Origin of the sequence: Devosia salina (genome assembly GCF_019504385.1) — a bacterium.
GTDB classification, from domain to species: domain Bacteria; phylum Pseudomonadota; class Alphaproteobacteria; order Rhizobiales; family Devosiaceae; genus Devosia; species Devosia salina.
The window spans coordinates 3,352,123-3,368,679 of the sequence record NZ_CP080590.1 but is presented as its reverse complement, the minus strand read 5'-3'; the positions used below and the strand labels follow the sequence as shown (position 1 = coordinate 3,368,679).

At 62.7% G+C, this 16,557-nt stretch carries 19 protein-coding genes; 10 read left to right on the top strand and 9 right to left on the bottom strand.

The window, feature by feature from the left end:
- Positions 1–55: 55 nt before the first annotated feature.
- Positions 56–922 carry an RNA polymerase sigma factor RpoH gene (gene rpoH, locus K1X15_RS16510; protein ID WP_220304687.1) on the bottom strand — a complete coding sequence of 289 codons (867 nt, stop codon included), beginning with the start codon at positions 920–922 and terminating at the stop codon, positions 56–58.
- A 270-nt stretch (positions 923–1,192) separates the two neighbouring features.
- Here rpoH and K1X15_RS16505 point away from each other — a divergent pair, with 270 nt between their 5' ends.
- Both K1X15_RS16505 and K1X15_RS16500 read left to right on the top strand, forming a co-directional pair.
- On the top strand, positions 1,193–1,651 hold the full coding sequence (locus tag K1X15_RS16505; protein ID WP_220304686.1) for a GNAT family N-acetyltransferase: 459 nt from the start codon (positions 1,193–1,195) through the stop codon (positions 1,649–1,651).
- Between the two features lie 362 nt (positions 1,652–2,013).
- Complete coding sequence (locus K1X15_RS16500) at positions 2,014–3,087, top strand: PRC-barrel domain-containing protein (protein ID WP_220304685.1); 1,074 nt, start codon at positions 2,014–2,016, stop codon at positions 3,085–3,087.
- 68 nt (positions 3,088–3,155) lie between these two features.
- Here the strand turns inward: K1X15_RS16500 and K1X15_RS16495 are convergent, their stop codons facing one another.
- The 3 genes from K1X15_RS16495 to fliI form a co-directional block, all read right to left on the bottom strand.
- Positions 3,156–3,449 carry a hypothetical protein gene (locus tag K1X15_RS16495; protein WP_220304684.1) on the bottom strand — a complete coding sequence of 98 codons (294 nt, stop codon included), beginning with the start codon at positions 3,447–3,449 and terminating at the stop codon, positions 3,156–3,158.
- A gap of 21 nt (positions 3,450–3,470) precedes the next feature.
- Positions 3,471–3,884, bottom strand: a complete 414-nt coding sequence (gene fliJ / locus K1X15_RS16490) for a flagellar export protein FliJ (protein ID WP_220304683.1) — start codon at positions 3,882–3,884, stop codon at positions 3,471–3,473.
- Between the two features lie 63 nt (positions 3,885–3,947).
- Positions 3,948–5,300 (bottom strand): flagellar protein export ATPase FliI, encoded by a 1,353-nt coding sequence (gene fliI / locus K1X15_RS16485; protein ID WP_220304682.1) that lies wholly within the window; start codon positions 5,298–5,300, stop codon positions 3,948–3,950.
- Positions 5,301–5,738: 438 nt separating this feature from the next.
- Between fliI and ctrA the strand changes: the two genes are divergently transcribed.
- The 3 genes from ctrA to K1X15_RS16470 all read left to right on the top strand — a co-directional run bounded on the left by ctrA (position 5,739) and on the right by K1X15_RS16470 (position 8,896).
- Positions 5,739–6,446, top strand: coding sequence for a response regulator transcription factor CtrA (gene ctrA, locus K1X15_RS16480; RefSeq protein ID WP_220304681.1), 708 nt, complete (start codon positions 5,739–5,741; stop codon positions 6,444–6,446).
- 197 nt (positions 6,447–6,643) lie between these two features.
- Complete coding sequence (locus K1X15_RS16475) at positions 6,644–7,507, top strand: alpha/beta fold hydrolase (RefSeq protein ID WP_220304680.1); 864 nt, start codon at positions 6,644–6,646, stop codon at positions 7,505–7,507.
- Between the two features lie 111 nt (positions 7,508–7,618).
- Positions 7,619–8,896 (top strand): RNA polymerase sigma factor, encoded by a 1,278-nt coding sequence (locus tag K1X15_RS16470; RefSeq protein WP_220304679.1) that lies wholly within the window; start codon positions 7,619–7,621, stop codon positions 8,894–8,896.
- A gap of 288 nt (positions 8,897–9,184) precedes the next feature.
- Here the strand turns inward: K1X15_RS16470 and K1X15_RS16465 are convergent, their stop codons facing one another.
- From K1X15_RS16465 to K1X15_RS16455, 3 genes are all read right to left on the bottom strand, one after another.
- Complete coding sequence (locus K1X15_RS16465; RefSeq protein WP_220304678.1) at positions 9,185–9,553, bottom strand: response regulator; 369 nt, start codon at positions 9,551–9,553, stop codon at positions 9,185–9,187.
- Between the two features lie 133 nt (positions 9,554–9,686).
- Positions 9,687–10,370 carry a histidine phosphotransferase ChpT gene (gene chpT / locus K1X15_RS16460; RefSeq protein ID WP_220304677.1) on the bottom strand — a complete coding sequence of 228 codons (684 nt, stop codon included), beginning with the start codon at positions 10,368–10,370 and terminating at the stop codon, positions 9,687–9,689.
- A 79-nt stretch (positions 10,371–10,449) separates the two neighbouring features.
- Positions 10,450–10,917 (bottom strand): YHS domain-containing (seleno)protein, encoded by a 468-nt coding sequence (locus tag K1X15_RS16455; RefSeq protein WP_220304676.1) that lies wholly within the window; start codon positions 10,915–10,917, stop codon positions 10,450–10,452.
- A gap of 125 nt (positions 10,918–11,042) precedes the next feature.
- Here K1X15_RS16455 and K1X15_RS16450 point away from each other — a divergent pair, with 125 nt between their 5' ends.
- Both K1X15_RS16450 and K1X15_RS16445 read left to right on the top strand, forming a co-directional pair.
- Positions 11,043–11,612 carry a DUF1134 domain-containing protein gene (locus K1X15_RS16450; RefSeq protein ID WP_220304675.1) on the top strand — a complete coding sequence of 190 codons (570 nt, stop codon included), beginning with the start codon at positions 11,043–11,045 and terminating at the stop codon, positions 11,610–11,612.
- 181 nt (positions 11,613–11,793) lie between these two features.
- Positions 11,794–12,963 (top strand): coiled-coil domain-containing protein, encoded by a 1,170-nt coding sequence (locus tag K1X15_RS16445; protein ID WP_220304674.1) that lies wholly within the window; start codon positions 11,794–11,796, stop codon positions 12,961–12,963.
- A 72-nt stretch (positions 12,964–13,035) separates the two neighbouring features.
- Here K1X15_RS16445 and K1X15_RS16440 read toward each other — a convergent pair whose 3' ends face one another.
- Positions 13,036–13,383 carry a DUF6476 family protein gene (locus K1X15_RS16440; RefSeq protein ID WP_220304673.1) on the bottom strand — a complete coding sequence of 116 codons (348 nt, stop codon included), beginning with the start codon at positions 13,381–13,383 and terminating at the stop codon, positions 13,036–13,038.
- Between K1X15_RS16440 and K1X15_RS16435 the strand changes: the two genes are divergently transcribed.
- Positions 13,382–14,425 carry an RluA family pseudouridine synthase gene (locus tag K1X15_RS16435; protein ID WP_220304672.1) on the top strand — a complete coding sequence of 348 codons (1,044 nt, stop codon included), beginning with the start codon at positions 13,382–13,384 and terminating at the stop codon, positions 14,423–14,425. The two genes, K1X15_RS16440 and K1X15_RS16435, sit on opposite strands and share 2 nt — an antisense overlap.
- Here the strand turns inward: K1X15_RS16435 and K1X15_RS16430 are convergent.
- On the bottom strand, positions 14,412–15,503 hold the full coding sequence (locus K1X15_RS16430; protein WP_220304671.1) for a zinc-binding metallopeptidase family protein: 1,092 nt from the start codon (positions 15,501–15,503) through the stop codon (positions 14,412–14,414). The genes K1X15_RS16435 and K1X15_RS16430 overlap by 14 nt on opposite strands.
- Positions 15,504–15,610: 107 nt before the next feature.
- Between K1X15_RS16430 and K1X15_RS16425 the strand changes: the two genes are divergently transcribed.
- Both K1X15_RS16425 and K1X15_RS16420 read left to right on the top strand, forming a co-directional pair.
- Positions 15,611–15,805, top strand: a complete 195-nt coding sequence (locus K1X15_RS16425) for a DUF2934 domain-containing protein (RefSeq protein WP_220304670.1) — start codon at positions 15,611–15,613, stop codon at positions 15,803–15,805.
- A gap of 69 nt (positions 15,806–15,874) precedes the next feature.
- Positions 15,875–16,486, top strand: coding sequence for a LysE family translocator (locus K1X15_RS16420; RefSeq protein ID WP_220304669.1), 612 nt, complete (start codon positions 15,875–15,877; stop codon positions 16,484–16,486).
- Positions 16,487–16,557 lie beyond the last annotated feature (71 nt).

Here is a 16,557-nt window from a genome sequence, read left to right as displayed (position 1 = left end):
AAACAAAGCGCCCCGGCTCATCACCGGGGCGTTTTTAATCCTTGGTCAGGGCCGATCAAGCCCCCGCCGCTTCCTTGACCGCGTCCTGCACCTTCTCGAACGCCCGCACTTCGATCTGGCGGATGCGCTCGCGGCTGACGTCATATTGCTGGGCCAGTTCTTCGAGCGTGGCCGGATTGTCCTGCAGGCGGCGGGCCTGGAAGATGGCGCGCTCGCGTTCGTTGAGCACGTTCATCGCCTTGTTGAGCATGCCCATGCGCTCGTCGAATTCCTCGCTCTCGCCCAGGGTGGTTTCCTGGTCCGGCGTGTCATCGACCAGCCAGTCCTGCCATTCGGACGAGCCTTCATCGGCCCGCATGGGCGAATTGAGCGAGGCGTCGCCGGAGAGGCGCGAATTCATCTGCACCACTTCATCCTCGGTCACATTGAGGGTGGTGGCGATCTGCTTGATCTGGTCGGGATGCAATGCGCCATCCTCGAGCGCGGCGATCTGGCCCTTCACCTTCCTGAGGTTGAAGAACAGGCGCTTCTGGGCGGCGGTGGTGCCAATCTTGACCAGGCTCCAGGAGCGCAGCACATATTCCTGGATGGCGGCGCGGATCCACCACATGGCATAGGTTGCCAGGCGGAAGCCCTTTTCCGGCTCGAAGCGCTTGACCGCGTGCATCAGGCCCACATTGCCTTCCGAGATGACCTCGGAAATGGGCAGGCCATAGCCGCGATAGCCCATGGCGATCTTGGCGACGAGCCGCAGATGGCTGGTGATCAGCTTCTGGGCCGCGCCGGGATCGGCATGTTCCTTGTAACGCTTGGCCAGCATGTATTCTTCATCCGCTTCCAGCATGGGAAACTTGCGGATTTCCTGAAGATAACGGCTGAGGCCACCCTCGGACGAGAGGACCGGCAGATTGGTCTGGGCCATGGACGCACCCCCTTTACGGCATCCCCCGCTGTTCCGCGGGCGGAAATCCGGTCGCCGTCCAATAAGGCACAACGACCGATGTGAGGATAATATAAGTTGCAGTTTGGCGATTTTAAGGGGCCAAGCAGGAACAAACGTTACAAATTGGAAAGCGTTCCCGCGGGCCTTTCGCTATTCATCGGCATAATACGATAAAAGCGTTCCGGGTTCAAACACATTGATGTGACGAGGGCCTAGGCAGGCTGTTGCAGCCCGATTAGGGTCAGCCCCATGTCCGATATCGTCATCCTTCCCGTCCCGCCTTTCTCCCTCCTCTGCAACGCTGCCTTTGCGCTGCGGCGCGAGGTGTTCGTGTGGGAGCAGAAGGTGCCTGAGGCTGAAGAGCACGACAATTACGATATGACAGCCACCCATTTCGTCGCCATTGGCGAGGGCGAGGTGGTGGGCACGCTGCGCCTCATCGACCTGCCCGAGCATGTCAAGATCGGCCGGGTGGCGGTGCGGCAGGCGTTTCGGGGCCGGGGCATTGCCCGCAGGATGATCGCCGCGGCCATGGCGCATGCGCGTCAGGCGGGGCGCGACCGCTTCTATCTGACTGCGCAGTCCGACAAGCTCGGCTTCTACGAAAGCCTGGGCTTCGTCGCCTTCGGGCCGGAATTCATCGATGGCGGCATGCCGCACAGGGCCATGCGCGACTATGACCGGGACAGCGCGGTTCTTGTGGATTAGCAATGCGTTAACGCATTAACTCGGGCCGGGCTGGTCGGCCCACAGGCTTGCGCTATTGTGGGCTTGTCAGCCCTCATGCGCGCCCCATGCCGCGCCGCCGGGGGCAGTACTTTCGCCCGCCTTGCCCGCAGACAGGGCGGGTCGACAATAACATAACCCGTTAACGGGAGGCGGAGAGAGCCGGCGCTGAGCCCATCAGCGGCCGGCTTTTTCTTTGGCTTCAGCCTCTGCCGAAAAAAGCTGCGGAACGTCTCGCGCATTGCCTGCGTTGACGAGGCATCAATGGGCCGTGCGGCGCGCTACCGGCAAGTTTTGCACCGCACGGCCCTGTTCACCGCAACGATGAACCCTTGGAGCCTACTATGATCCGCACGCTTCTTACTAGCTCGGCCATCGCCCTGGTGCTTGGCACGGCCGCCATCGCCCAGACCACCACCAACGAAATGGCCCCCGCCAACGAAATGGCACCGGCCAATGAGATGGCCCCCGCCAACGAGATGGCACCGGCTGACGATGCAATGGCGCCCGCCGATGATGCCATGGCCCCGGCCGACGATGCCGCAACGCCGGCTGACCACGGCGCCATGGACACCATGGAAGCCCGTGAACCCTGGGATATGTCGGCTGGCTACGTGGCTGGCGACGGCGATGCCCTTGTGTCCAACGTTCTGGGCGCCACGATCTTCTCAAGCGGCGCCGATGACGCCGAAGAGATCGGTACCGTCAATGATCTGGTGATCTCGGCCAATGGCGAAATTCATGCCGTGGTGATCGGCGTGGGTGGCTTCCTTGGCATCGGCGAGAAGAATGTGGCCGTCGATTTCGCCGAGCTTGAGCACACCACCGCCGCTGACGGCTCCGAGCGCTGGGTGCTGGCGACCACTGCCGACGCCCTCAATGCCGCTCCCGACTTTGTCTGGGACAATTATGAGGACGGTGCTGCCACCGATCCGGCCATGACCCCGGCCGACCCGGCAATGGCCCCGGCTGACCCGGCAACGGCGCCTGCCGATCCGGCCATGGCCCCGGCCGAGCCTGCCGCTGAAAACACCATGGCCCCGGCGGACGATACCGCCATGCAGGGCGATACGATGCAGCGTGAAGGCTATGCTGCCGTCGAGCGCGAAGCGCTGACGGCCGAAAACCTCACCGGTGCCGTTGTTGTCGGCCCGGATGGCGAGGACATTGCCGAAGTCGGTGACATCCTGCTGACCGAAGATGGCCAGGTCGATGCCATGCTGATCGATTTCGGCGGCTTCCTGGGTATCGGCCAGAAGCGCGTGGCGGTCTCGCTCGACAATCTCGAGTTCGCCGCCAACGACAATGGCGACCTGCTGATCTACAGCGACTTCACCCGCGAGCAGCTCGAAGCCCAGCCGGAATATGACGAGGCAACCTATGCCGACGATCCGGCCCAGCGCGCTACCGACATGTAAGGGACGCACTGGCCCAAATACGAAAGGCCCGCTTCGGCGGGCCTTTTTTCATCAGCGTTCGCCTGCGATTAAAGCCACCCAATCGCCATGACGAAGAGGCCAAATGCGATGAAGCCCAGGGTATAAATCAGGGCTTTTGCCGTGGTGAACGCGCTGCGCACATCCGCACCAGTCGGCACGCCCTTGATACCGGGCAAGACTAGGTTCGACAGCCCAGCGACAATGCCGACCAGTCCCATTGCCAAGAGAACCGAGGGCTTAAATGCTTGTTCCGCGCCGTGAACAACCCAAACTGATACGAAGATCGCGACGAAGCATCCGAAGATGCTGATCAATTGCTCCTTGAGCGCTTCTATGGGCACACCCAGCTCCGCGTCGACGGGTTACTGCCGCCGATAGCGCAGGCGGGCGACTTCGTCGTAGGCGTCCTGCTCCTGCTTGTTCTGCTCGTCCCGTTCGCGCTGGTGTTCGCGCTGATCAAGCAGTTCGACCTTTTTGAGATCCTCAAGCGCCTCGGCCAGGGCATCCTGGGCCGCTTCCAGCTTGCTCTTCATGTCGTTGGCCGAGGCCAGCAGATTGTCGCGCCGGGTGAGCGCGGCCTTGGCAAAGGTGGAATAGGCGAAATGGGCGACGTCGGAAATGCCGGTCTTGGTATGCTCGATCTCGATCTGCTGGTCGAGTTCGGACGCCATGCGCTCGAAGTCAGCAACCATCATCTCGATCTGCGCAACCTGACGGCGCTTCTCGTCCACCTGGAACTTTTTGAGCCGGATGAGGCTCTCGCTGCGCGATTTCAAGACCTGTACTCCTTACACATCAAGTCAGTTCCGGAGCGACCCATACGCAGGCGGGCCGCCCCATCAGTCCCGCGCATCGGCCTCGACGATCAGTCCGGCGAGCATGGCATAGCCCTCGGCGATCGTCGTCGTCTCATCCCTTTGCTGGCCCAGAAACGCCTCCAGCTTGGGGAAGATGGCGATAGCGCGGTCCACGTTCGGATCTGACCCTTTCCGGTAAGCCCCCAGCCGGATCAGCTCCTCCATGTCCGAAAAGATGGACATGAGTTCCCGCGCCCGCGACAGGGTGGGCCGAACCTCTTCGGGCACACAACCTGGCATGGTCCGCGAGATGGACCGGAGCACATTGACGGCCGGGTAGCGTCCCCGCTCGGCAATGCCGCGCTCCATTACGATGTGACCATCGAGAATGCCGCGCACGGCATCCGCAATGGGCTCATTGTGATCATCACCTTCCACCAAAACGGTAAACAGTCCGGTAATGGAACCCGAATTCGGCGTGCCCGGTCCGGCGCGTTCCAGAAGCCGCGGCAGTTCGGTAAAGACAGTGGGCGGGTAGCCCTTGGCCGTGGGGGGCTCGCCAATGGCAAGGCCGATCTCGCGCTGGGCCATGGCAAAGCGGGTGAGGCTATCCATCATGCACAGCACGCGCTTGCCCTGGTCGCGGAAAAATTCCGAGATCGCCATGGAGATATAGGCAGCCTGGCGCCGCATCAGCGCGGCCTCGTCGCTGGTTGCCACCACCACGACGGCGCGAGCCAGGCCTTCCTCGCCCAGATATTCCTGGATGAACTCGTGCACCTCGCGGCCGCGCTCGCCGATCAGCCCGATGACGGAGACATCGACATCGGTATTGCGGGCCAGCATCGACATCAGCACCGACTTGCCCACGCCCGAGCCGGCAAAGATGCCCATGCGCTGGCCTTCGCACATGGTGGTGAAGGTGTTGAGACACCGCACCCCGAGTTCGATCGGCTCGCCGACGCGGGTGCGGTCATGGGCGGCCAGCGGCGACTGGCGCAGAGGATAGGCGTCGGCGCCGCGGGGCAGGGGCCCGAGGCCATCGATGGGTTCGCCATTGGCATTGATCACCCGGCCCAGCCAGCCTTCGGAGGGATTGACCGAGCCGTCATGGCGGCGGAACACCGCCTTGCAGCCCAGCCGCACGCCGCCCAGTTCGCCAAAGGGCAGGCACAGGGCATGGCCGTCGCGGAAGCCGATGATCTCGGCGGCGAGATGATTGCCGTCGGTGGCCTCGATGATCACGCGTCCGCCGACGCGCAATTCGCGCACGGGCCCCACAATCTCGACGAGCAGGCCCTGGACGGATTTGACCCGGCCGAACACTTCCACGTCGTCGATGGCCTCTATGGCCGAGATCAGCGCCTTGATGCTCATCGTGTGTTCATAGGCCATTCATTAACGGGAGCCTGGAGGGCGCCGGGTGCCACAATTATGGTTTCCGGGGAGCCTCGAATCGTGCGCCGTGACGAATCAGAGCGTAACCGATCATTAACGCAAAAGCGCTATTGGCAGTGATGATAGGCGAAATGCGCCTCGCGCCACGATTGTGGCAAAACCACCCCCAAACGCCCCAATTGCTTGAGTCCCAAGAGTCTCTTGGAACCCTTTCTTAATGTAGTACCTTAAGATTTTTTAATGGCATTTTAGCTTGTTTTTCAAGCACTTAAGATAAAGTTGTACTAACGCGCTTTGCGTATTGCGGATCAGAATTAAACTTTGTTAACTAGTTGGGCTTAGGCTTCAGTCATATCCAGTAGGGTTGGAGCGGGAAGGGCAATATGGCCTTGCCTCCCGCGGGTTCCAGCAGGAACGAATGACAAGGGGAATATAATGCGGGTACTCCTTATTGAGGACGACAGCGCTACGGCGCAGAGCATCGAATTGATGCTGAAGTCCGAAAGTTTCAACGTCTATACCACCGATCTCGGTGAAGAAGGCGTCGATCTCGGTAAGCTCTATGACTACGATATTATTCTGCTGGACTTGAACCTGCCCGATATGAGCGGTTACGAAGTCTTGCGCACCCTGCGCGTTGCCAAGGTGCAGACGCCAATTCTCATCCTCTCCGGCCTGGCCGGCATCGAGGACAAGGTTCGCGGTCTCGGCTTCGGTGCCGATGACTACATGACCAAGCCGTTCCACAAGGACGAACTCGTGGCCCGCATCCACGCCATCGTCCGCCGGTCCAAGGGCCATGCCCAGTCGGTCATCTCGACCGGCGACCTGATGGTCAACCTCGACACCAAGACCGTCGAAGTGCAGGGCCAGCGCGTGCATCTGACCGGCAAGGAATACCAGATGCTGGAGCTGCTTTCGCTCCGCAAGGGCACCACGCTCACCAAGGAAATGTTCCTCAACCACCTTTATGGCGGCATGGACGAGCCCGAGCTGAAGATCATCGACGTCTTCATCTGCAAGCTCAGGAAGAAGCTTTCCGTTGCCACCGGCGGCAAGAACTATATCGAGACCGTCTGGGGTCGCGGCTATGTGCTGCGCGAGCCCGACGAGAACGAAGCCTATAGCGAAAACGTCGCCTGATCTCCCGGCATCTGCTGGACGGAACAACCCCGCGCCCCAAGCGCGGGGTTTTGCTTGTTGAGGCACGTAGTGCCGGCCGGCGATGCTGGGTGCTGGAAACCATTCTCGAAAAGCTTCGATGCATGTCGAACCGTTTGGCGGCCGCTCGTCACCATGACGAAGGCCGGTCAAAAGGGTCGGTCACGAGGAGTTTCGAAATGATCCGCAGCATTCTTCTGGCAGGCGCCCTGTTCTTCACCCCGCAAGCCTTCGCCCAGTCCCAACCTGCCGGCGCCTATGCCAGCATCAACGGCATGGAAATGTATTACGAGGTTTCCGGCAGCGGTGACCCGATCGTGGTGCTGCACGGCGCCTATATGAACATACCGGCCATGGGCGAGATCATTCCGCGCCTCGCCGAGACCCACACGGTCTACGCCGTGGAATTGCAGGGGCACGGCCGCACCAATGATATCGAGCGGCCCATTACCTATCCCCATCTCAGCGACGACGTCGCCAGGTTCATGGAGGCCGTGGGGCTCGAGAAAGCCGACGTGCTGGGGTATTCCATGGGGGCGGCGGCCGGACTGAAGCTGGCAATCGATCATCCCGACAAGGTCGACCAGCTGGTGGCCATCTCCGTCGCCTATTCCATGGATGGCATGCAACCCGAATATCACGCCATGGTGCCCACCATGGCGCCAGAAATGTTCATCGGCACGCCGATGGAAGATGCCTGGAAACAATATGCGCCCGATCCCACGGCCTTCCGGCCCTTTGTGGAGCGCATGATCGCGCTGGAACACGAGCCGATGGACTGGGAGGCCGAGGTGCGGGCGCTGAAAACGCCCGTGCTGCTGATCGGCGGCGACGCGGATGTGACCACGCTCGAGCATATGGTGGCCATGTTCCGCTTGCTGGGCGGCGGCGCCATGGGCGATATGGGCAACCCCTTGCCCGCCTCGCGGCTTGCCATTCTGCCCGCCAGTTCACACACCTCGCTCATCGATCAGGTCGACCTGCTCGAGGGGTTCATCGCGCCTTTCCTGGCTGGCGAAGTGCCCCGGGGCATGTTCGAGTGACGAATGCGCATTGGGGAACGGCGAAGTTCGCCTTTCCCCTTGACCTCGTGGCCACGGCATTGATGCTCGTCCCCATCAGATTTACGCTGCGTCGTGGGGAGACTGGGTGCCATGAGCGAAGCCGCAACACAGGCGCGGCGGGAGACCGATCGCGCCATCGCCACCGTCTGGCGCCTGGAGCAGGCACGGCTGATTGCCGGTCTGACGCGGATGGTTCGCGACATCTCGCTGGCCGAGGAACTGGCCCAGGAGGCGCTGATGGCAGCGCTGCGCAGCTGGCCGGAGGCCGGCGTGCCGCGCAATCCCGGCGCTTGGCTGATGCAGGCCGCCAAACGCAAGGCCATCGACCATTTCCGACATCGCAAGATGGCCACCGGCAAGCTTGAGGCGCTGGGCCGCGATATGGATGAAGCCGCGCCCGACACCGAGACGGCCCTGCACGAGCAATTGGACGATGATGTGGGGGACGATCTGCTGCGGCTGATATTTACCTCGTGCCATCCCGTGCTGCCCCCGGAGAGCCGGGTGGCGCTGACATTGCGGCTGATTGGTGGGCTGACCACGGAGGAAATTGCGCGGGCGTTCCTGGCCAATGACACGACCATCGGACAGCGCATCGTGCGCGCCAAGCGGACCATCGCCGAGGCCGGAGTACCGTTCGAGGTCCCGCGCGGCGCCGACCGCGAAGAGCGCGTCGCCTCGGTACTGGGTGTTCTCTACCTGATCTTCAACGAGGGTTACTCGGCTACCGCCGGTGCGGACTGGATGCGCCCGCAATTGTGCGAGGAGGCGATGCGGATGGGGCGCACACTTGCCTCGCTTATGCCCGAGGAGCCCGAAGTCCATGGGCTGCTGGCTTTGATGGAGCTGCAGCATTCACGCGCCAAGGCCCGCACCAATGCTGCTGGCGAGCCGGTGCTGCTGCCCGACCAGAACCGGGCCCTGTGGGATCAGATGATGATCCGGCGCGGGCTGGAGGGGCTGACGCGCGCGCAGCGCCTGGGCGGTATTGCCGGGCCCTACAGCCTACAGGCGGCCATTGCGGCCTGTCACGCCCGCGCCCGCCGGGCCGAGGAAACCGACTGGGGACAGATCGCCGCGCTCTATGGGCTCCTCAACCAGGTGACACCGTCGCCGGTCATAGAGCTCAACCGCGCCGTGGCCGTGTCCATGGCGCAGGGGCCGGAGGCGGCCTTGCCGCTCGTCGATGCTCTCAAGGCGTCATCGGTGCTGGAAAGCTACCATTTGCTCTATGGCGTCAGGGGCGACCTGTTGCGCAAGCTGGGGCGCCATGAGGAGGCCAATGACGAATTCCGCAGGGCGGCAGGCCTCACCCGCAATGCACGGGAAAAGGCGTTTTTGCTGAACCGTGCGGAAGCGGGGGTGTGAGTATGCGCGTAACGTTGGAAGACATTCGAGCGAAGTTCGATGCACTATGCGGTGAACACGAATCCCGCGAAGAGATTGAGAGATTTGCCTGGGACGCAATGAAGGCAAATGATCGGAATGAACTGGAATGTGACCCGGCCGCGTCGCAAGAAATCTGGAATGCTATAGTTTATCTCAGTGGCGTTGCCCTACGAACTGACCCTGAAACTTACTTGCACAGCGTGGAGGATTTCCGGCAGGAGCGGACCAGGTTTGAGACCTAGGTCCATATCATAGTCGGGTTGAAGTTCAGGCGGCCGCGGCCTTGTCCTGAAACTTGGATTCGAGAACATTGCGGTCGAACGGCTTCATCATGTAGTCGTCGGCCCCGGATTTGAGGGCCAGGGCGATGGCGCCAACGTCGTTTTCGACCGTGCAATAGATGACGCGCGGCTTCTCGCCGCCGACATAGGCGCGCAGCAGCTTGAGAAACTCCAGTCCGCTCATGATCGGCATGTTCCAGTCGAGCAGGATGGCGTCAGGCATTTCCTGGCGGCACTTGTCGATCGCTTCCTGGCCATCCTCGGCCTCGTCCACGATATAGTCGAGATCTTCCAGGATGCGACGCGCCACTTTGCGCACCACGCTGGAATCATCGACGATAAGGCAGCTGCGCATGAGTTGGCCCTGGGACAGGAGAGACGCTGTCCAGACTATGCCGTCCAATAGGTTGGCGAATGGTTAGCGCGCCGCGGTCAATTGCCGCCATGGGCGGCAAAAGCATACGGAAATATCACATGGTTACAGCAGTTTAGGCCTGTGCTGCCGCGGCTTGGCCGGTCTTGGGCGTGGCGGTGAAGAAGAACATGTCGTTCTCCAGGCCGATATTGAGCTCCATGTCGGTCATGCGCGCCAGCAGGCCCGTATAGAAGGGCTGGATGCCCCGGGCGTCGACCGAACCTTCCTCGGGCATGCCCGAGAGCAGGCCGGCGGAGCCGGAGGGCACCAGGGTTTTCTGGCGCTTTTCTGGATCGCTTTTCGAGGTGAACTCGAACTTTTCTTCGCCGGCGGGCCCGCTGATCGACGCGCTGACCGAGCCGCCGCGGGGCACCGAGCCGGCCGCGATCAGCAGCATGTTCATGAACAGCTTGGCCTTGTGCTTGGGCAGAAGGATCAGCGGCACGTTCCACTCGAGGTCGGCCTTTTCGATCTCGAACAGGATGCGGGCGACCCGTTCGCATTCGCGCGTGTCGATATCGGTGCCTGCTGTGGAGGAGGCGCCATAGGCCAGGCGGGCGAATTCGAGCTTGGCGCGGCTCTGCCTGGCGGCGCTGGCGATCAGGTCGCGGGCGCCTTCGGCCATTTCGCCCTGGTTGGGATCGGAAAGGACTTCAAGTCCGTTGCCGATAGCACCGATCGGATTGATGAGATCGTGGCAGACCCGCGAGCACAACATGGCGGCGAGGTCGGTTGCCTTGAGCTCGATGATATCCATGGTGCGGGTCTCCATAGGCGCCGTGCGCGGAAAAGGCGAGAATCAGTTAGGCGACATTAATGCGCCCAGTCGGCGTGCACTACCGGGTCGAGAGCGTTTTGGACAGAACCTGCCAATGCTCTTCGCCCCTGATGGCGGCGGCGTCGGGTGCCAGCAGGAAGGCCTCGCGGTTCGAGGCGGAATAGAAGAGGTAAAGCCGCTGCTTGAAGACGGTGTAGATCGAGGGATCGGAGTCGGAGACAAAGCCGCGCGACATGCTCATGGCGCCATGCCCGCCATAGCGCGGCGCGTAGATGTCGGGGTTGCGGCGGAAGACTTCGAGATTGGCGGCATTGGAGAATTGGAACGGCGCCCCCATCCAGATGAACTCATAGTCGGGTCGACCGGGCAGGGGCGTGTTTTCGGTGAAATAGGAGACCGGATCCATGCCGCCCATGGCCAGGCCCGTCAGCGGGTCGGTTTGCACATAGGTGACGATGGACTGAGCCAGGGCGGGCGTGACCATGGCCGGAACAGGCCCGAAAAGCGGCAGAACAAGGGCGATCATGGTTAAGATTTGTTTAGAGGTTTGCTTCATGATCGGCCCAAATGATCGCAACGCCAGGGTTCGAGACTAGGGCCCGAGACCTTAAGGTCTTCGTAAAGGCGGGGGATCACCACGGGAGATTTGCCATGTTCCAGCGCCTTGCCCAGCTTGCGGCCCTGATCGCCGCGCTCTTGATGTTCGGTGGGCCTGCCTATGCGCAGGGCTCGCTGAGCGACACCTTCTCGGGGGAAGAACTGGTCGACAATGGCCGGGAGTTCTTTGGCTCAGCGGCCCAGGGCCTGGCCTCGGTGGTCGAGCGCGCGGTGAGCCAATATGGCCAGCCCAATGGCTATATCCTGGGCGAGGAAGCCGGCGGCGCGTTGTTCGTGGGTGCCAAATATGGCGAGGGGACGCTCTACACACGCAATGCGGGGCAGTTCAAAATCTTCTGGCAGGGTCCCAGCATCGGCCTCGACGTCGGCGGCGACGGCTCCAAGGTGATGATGCTGGTCTACAACCTCTCCACCATCCAGGACATTCTGGGGCGCTATCCCGGCGTGGACGGTTCGGCCTATGTCATCGGCGGGGTCGGCATGACCGTCACCAAGCGCGGCAATGTCGTGGTGGTGCCAATCCGCTCGGGCGTCGGTGCGCGTCTGGGCATCAATGTGGGATATCTCAACTTCACGGCAGAGCCCACCTGGAACCCGTTCTGACCCCCAGCGCGATCAAATCCTGATATAGCCGGGGCTTGGGCTCCGGCTTTATCGTGACTGCGGCACCCAAACCCGTTAGGGTTAACCAGTGCCAAAGATGGCCTGACCCCGTCTTTGCTGCCACATACGAAGAAGAACAAGTCCCAAGGCGGCTGCGAAGGCACCGCCGGAGGCCGCATCGATGCTGATCGAGAACATCATGTATTTTGCGCTGGGCCTGCTGGTGGCGGGCCTGGTCGCGCTCATCATCATGCCCGCGGTGTGGAAGCGCGCCGTGCGCCTGACCAAGCGGCGCATCGAGGCGGCGACGCCCATTACCATGGCCGAGTTCCGCGCCGACAAGGACCAGTTGCGGGCTGAATTCGCGCTCTCGACACGCCGACTGGAAATGAATGTCGAGGCCCTGCGCAAGCGGCTGGCCGAACAGCTCAGCGATGTCAACCAGAAGCGCACCGATCTGGGGGCGCTCAAGGCCGAGCGCGAAAAGCACCTCGAGGTGGTGCGGGAACTCGAAGGCCGCGAAGTCGAGCTGCGGGCCCGCATTCTCGAACTCGAAAAGGACGGCGCCGATCTGGCGAACCGGTTGCGCAAGCGCGACAGGGAGCTCGAGACCCGTGCCGGCGAGATCGAGACCCTGCGCAATTCCTTGCGCGGAGGCCTCGCCAAGGCGACCCGCGTCGATGGCGTGGCACTGTCGGGCGATTACGAGAGTGACATCGACCAGCTGACCACGGCACTGGCCATTGAGCGCAAGCGGGCCGCCTTCCTCGAAGAACAGGCCGGCAGCCTGATCGAGCGGCTTGAGAAATCCGACCGTCGCAGCGCCGAGGCCAGCGCCGCAATTGCGCAGATGCGCGATGCCCTGGCGGGGCGCGAAGCCCAGCGCGAAGTGGATGCCGAGGAGCTGGTAGCCGCCGAAGCGCGCATCGCCAGTGCCGAGAACCGGCTCAATGCGCTTCTGGCCGAAACCAGCCAGATGGTGGAACGGAGCGAGGGCCGGGCCGACCAATTGCTGGCCGACAAGCTCTCGATGGAAGAAGAGCTCGAACGCCTGCGCGCCAAGGTCGGCGACGTGGAGGCGACGATCATGGCGGACTGGGAAAGCGAGCGGTTCGAGGAAGCCTATCTGCGTGAGAAGCTCAACGATATCGCCGCCAGTGTCAGCCGGCTGGTCTATGCGGTCGATCATGAAGCGGTGGCCAGCGCTGCCCCGGAGGAGAGCCTGTTCGACCGCGTGCAGCGCTTTGCCGATGATGGCGAAGGGGTCGAGGTGCTCCCTACCCCCGCCAATAGCCAGCGCGGCAAGGTATCGGACCGGCTGGCCGCGCTCAGGGAAATCCAGGGGCGGTAGCGGCGGAGATGCGACGCTTGCAGTCGCGCCCTCGACTCTCACTGCACCGCCCTCGGGTCAAGCCCGCCGGGCTTATTCCATCCCGATCTGGACGCTGCGCTGCAGTTCGCCGGTACCGGCGTCATAGACATTGAGCATGGTCGCGCCGCCGGCCACGAAGGTGACCTGGATGGTGCCATCGGTGTTGAGCGCGGAAATCACTTCGGCGCCCGCCGGCACCGAAACGCTTGCCGCCACTGCCGGCGGCGGGCTGTCGCGCATGACGCGATAGACAAGCGCAACCCCAATCGCCATAAAGCCCAGCAACAGAATGCCCATGGACACCGCAAACGAGCGGCGGGCTTTTCCCAGCATGACCCGGGCCTCCGGCGACAATTCGGTGTCGGCGGCGTCGGGCGTATTTGGTTCAGGATTGCTCATGGCGGATGACACCGATTTCGAGTTTGAGGGCGAGCCGTCGGGTGAGCCCGTTGAAGTTGTGGTCGATGCCGCCATGGAAGGCGGCCGGCTCGATGCCATGCTGGCAAAAGCGCATGAAGCGCTCAGCCGCAATCGCATCAAGGATCTGATCCTGGCCGGCGCGGTCAGCGTCGACGGCAGGATGATCGCCGAACCCAAATACCGGGTGAAGGCCGGCGAGACAATCGTGCTTGTCGCGCCGCCCCCCGAAGACCCCGATCCGCAGCCGGAAGACATCCCGCTCGATATCCTCTACGAGGACGAGCACCTGATCGTCATCAACAAGCCGGTTGGCATGGTGGTGCATCCGGCGCCCGGATCGCCCTCGGGCACGCTGGTCAATGCGCTGATCTTTCACTGCGGGGACAGCCTGAAGGGCATTGGCGGGGTCAAGCGGCCGGGCATCGTGCACCGGCTCGACAAGGACACGTCGGGCGTCATGGTCGCGGCCAAGACCGAGAAGGCCCACAAGCACCTCTCCGAACAGTTCGCCGATCACGGCCGCACCGGGCCGCTTCACCGGGCCTATATCGCCTATGCCTGGGGCTCGACCCAGTCCGGCATGGGCACGGTGGATGCGCCACTGGGGCGCGATCCGGGCAATCGGCTGAAACAGGCGGTGCTGCGTCACGGCCGCGAGGCGATCACCCATTATGCGGTGGAAGCCCGCTTTGGCGAGCCGGGATGGGATATCACCCGCATCCAGTGTCAGCTCGAAACCGGGCGCACGCATCAGATCCGTGTGCATATGGCCCATATCGGACATCCTCTGGTCGCCGATGCCCTCTATGCGCCCGGCTTCGCCACCAAGGTCAACAAGCTTCCGGAGGACGTTGCCAAGGCCGTGCTGGCCCTGGGGCGGCAGGCGCTGCATGCGGCCGAACTGGGTTTCGAGCATCCCGCCACCGGCGAGGAGATGATGTTCGAGGCCGAGTTGCCGGACGATCTGCAGGCGCTTGAGGACGCGTTGGCGCCTTATGACCAGGTGACTAGGGTCGGTTGAGCGCCCCATTCTGGTCGTGCGCCGGCGCCTGGTGCACGAGGTCGTTGATGTATCCCAGCTTTTCGATGACCCGGGGCGAGAGGACGAAGGGATAGGCGTCAGCCTGCCCGACGGCGCGGTTGAGATTGTTGATCAGGCTCGCCAGCGGCACCCAGTGATCGATGATCCTCTCCATCTCCGGTTCGCGGTAGGGATCAAAGGTCACCGGCGGCAGCGCCATGTGGTCGTCGCCAGTGCGGGGACGCGCCCGCATGCCGAAGGCCGCCGCCATTTCGACCGTATCGGTGATGAGCAGGAAATGGGCAAAGGTCTCGGCAAAATCCTCCCAGGGATGGGCCGTGGCATAGGCGCTGATATGGGTCTGCGGCCAGCCTTGCGGGGCGCCATTGGCATAATGGTCCTCAAGTGACCGGGCATAGTCCTGCCGCTCGTCGCCGAAGAGCGCACGGAATGTCTCCTGCGCTGACCTGCCGGCGACCATGAGGTCCCAGAAGTGATGGCCGATCTCGTGCCTGAAGTGCCCCAGAAGCGTGCGGTAGGGCTCGTTCATGCTGGTGCGGCGATATTCGCGCTCGGCGTCGTCCGCTTCGGCAAGGGCGATGGTGATGATGCCGTTGTCGTGTCCGGTCATGACGCGCTGTGGCGCTGTGGCATCTTCGGCCAGGAAGCGGAAGGCGAGGCCGTGCAGGGGGTCCTCGGCGCGGGTCCGCAGCGGCAGGTCAAGGCGGAGCAGGGAATAGAACAGGCGCTTCTTGGCTCTCTCGATGGTTTGCCAGCGCGCCAGATTGGTCGGATCGTCGATGGGCGGGATGGTCTCGTTATGGCGACACGCGGTGCAGTAGATGTCGCCGCCAGGGTTTGCGGGGATCAGCCAGTTGCAGGCGCCATGCGCGGCATTGGCGCAAAACACATAGGCATCGTCGGAAACGGCCGGGGTGCTCCATAGCCCGCCATCCTCCACCAGGGACACAAGCGCGGCCCGCTGGGGCAGATAGCCCAGTTGGTGCCCACAATGCTCGCACAGCGCATTCTCGAAATAGATCGTGTTGCCGCAATGGTCGCAGGAAAAGAGTTTCATGGGCCGCCCCTGGTTCACAGCGATAATGCGGCCGGTCACATCCGCGTTCCAGCGCAACCGAGCGGGGATGCATTGCGTTTCGCGCACAGCAAAGCCAGGAGGATGCCATGCAGACCATCGACCAGGAAAAGATCCGCGACCGGGCCTATCAGCTCTGGGATCGCGCCGGCCAGCCAGAGGGGCGCGAACAGGAGTTCTGGTACGACGCGGAAAGGGAGCTTGCAGAGGCCGACGAGGTCGACGTTTCCGACGAAACGAGCAAGGTCGATATGCCGCCGGTGGTCCCGGGACGTCTGAGTTGATGTCTCGATCGGGCCGCTGGCGGAACCGGCGCTGACGGGGCATAGTCGGGCTCCTTATGGAGACCCGAGATGAGTATGGAATTCCTCGTCACCACCCTGATCGTGGTCATTTCCCCCGGCGCCGGGGCGCTCTACACGATTGCCACGGGCCTCGGACGGGGTGGCAAGGCCAGCCTCTGGGCAGCCCTGTTCTGCACCTTTGGCATCGTGCCGCACATGCTGGCCGCCATTACCGGGCTTGCCGCCATCCTGCACACGAGCGCCCTGGCCTTCGAGCTCATCAAATATCTGGGGGTCGCCTACCTGCTCTATATGGCCTGGGCGACGCTGCGCGAGAGCGGCGCGCTGTCGGTCGAGGCAAGTCAGGACCGCAAGTCGCTTCCTTCCATGGCGGGCGAGGTGATGCTGATCAATCTGCTCAACCCGAAACTCTCCATCTTCTTTTTTGCCTTCCTGCCGCAATTCGTGCCCACGGATGGTCCGCATGCGGTGGCAAGGATGGTGGAACTCAGCGCTGTGTTCATGGCCATGACCTTCGTGGTCTTCGCGCTCTATGGATTGTTTGCCGCTGCCATTCGGGGCCAGATCATCTCGCGCCCGGCCGTATTGACCTGGATGCGTCGCAGCTTTGCGGCGGCCTTTGTGGCGCTCGGAGCGAAGCTGGCCCTTACGCAACGCTGAGCGCGGCGCCGTTCATTGCTGCCCCGACGATACCAGGTTGGCGGTCGCTGATCGGATCGTCCGGGACCAGA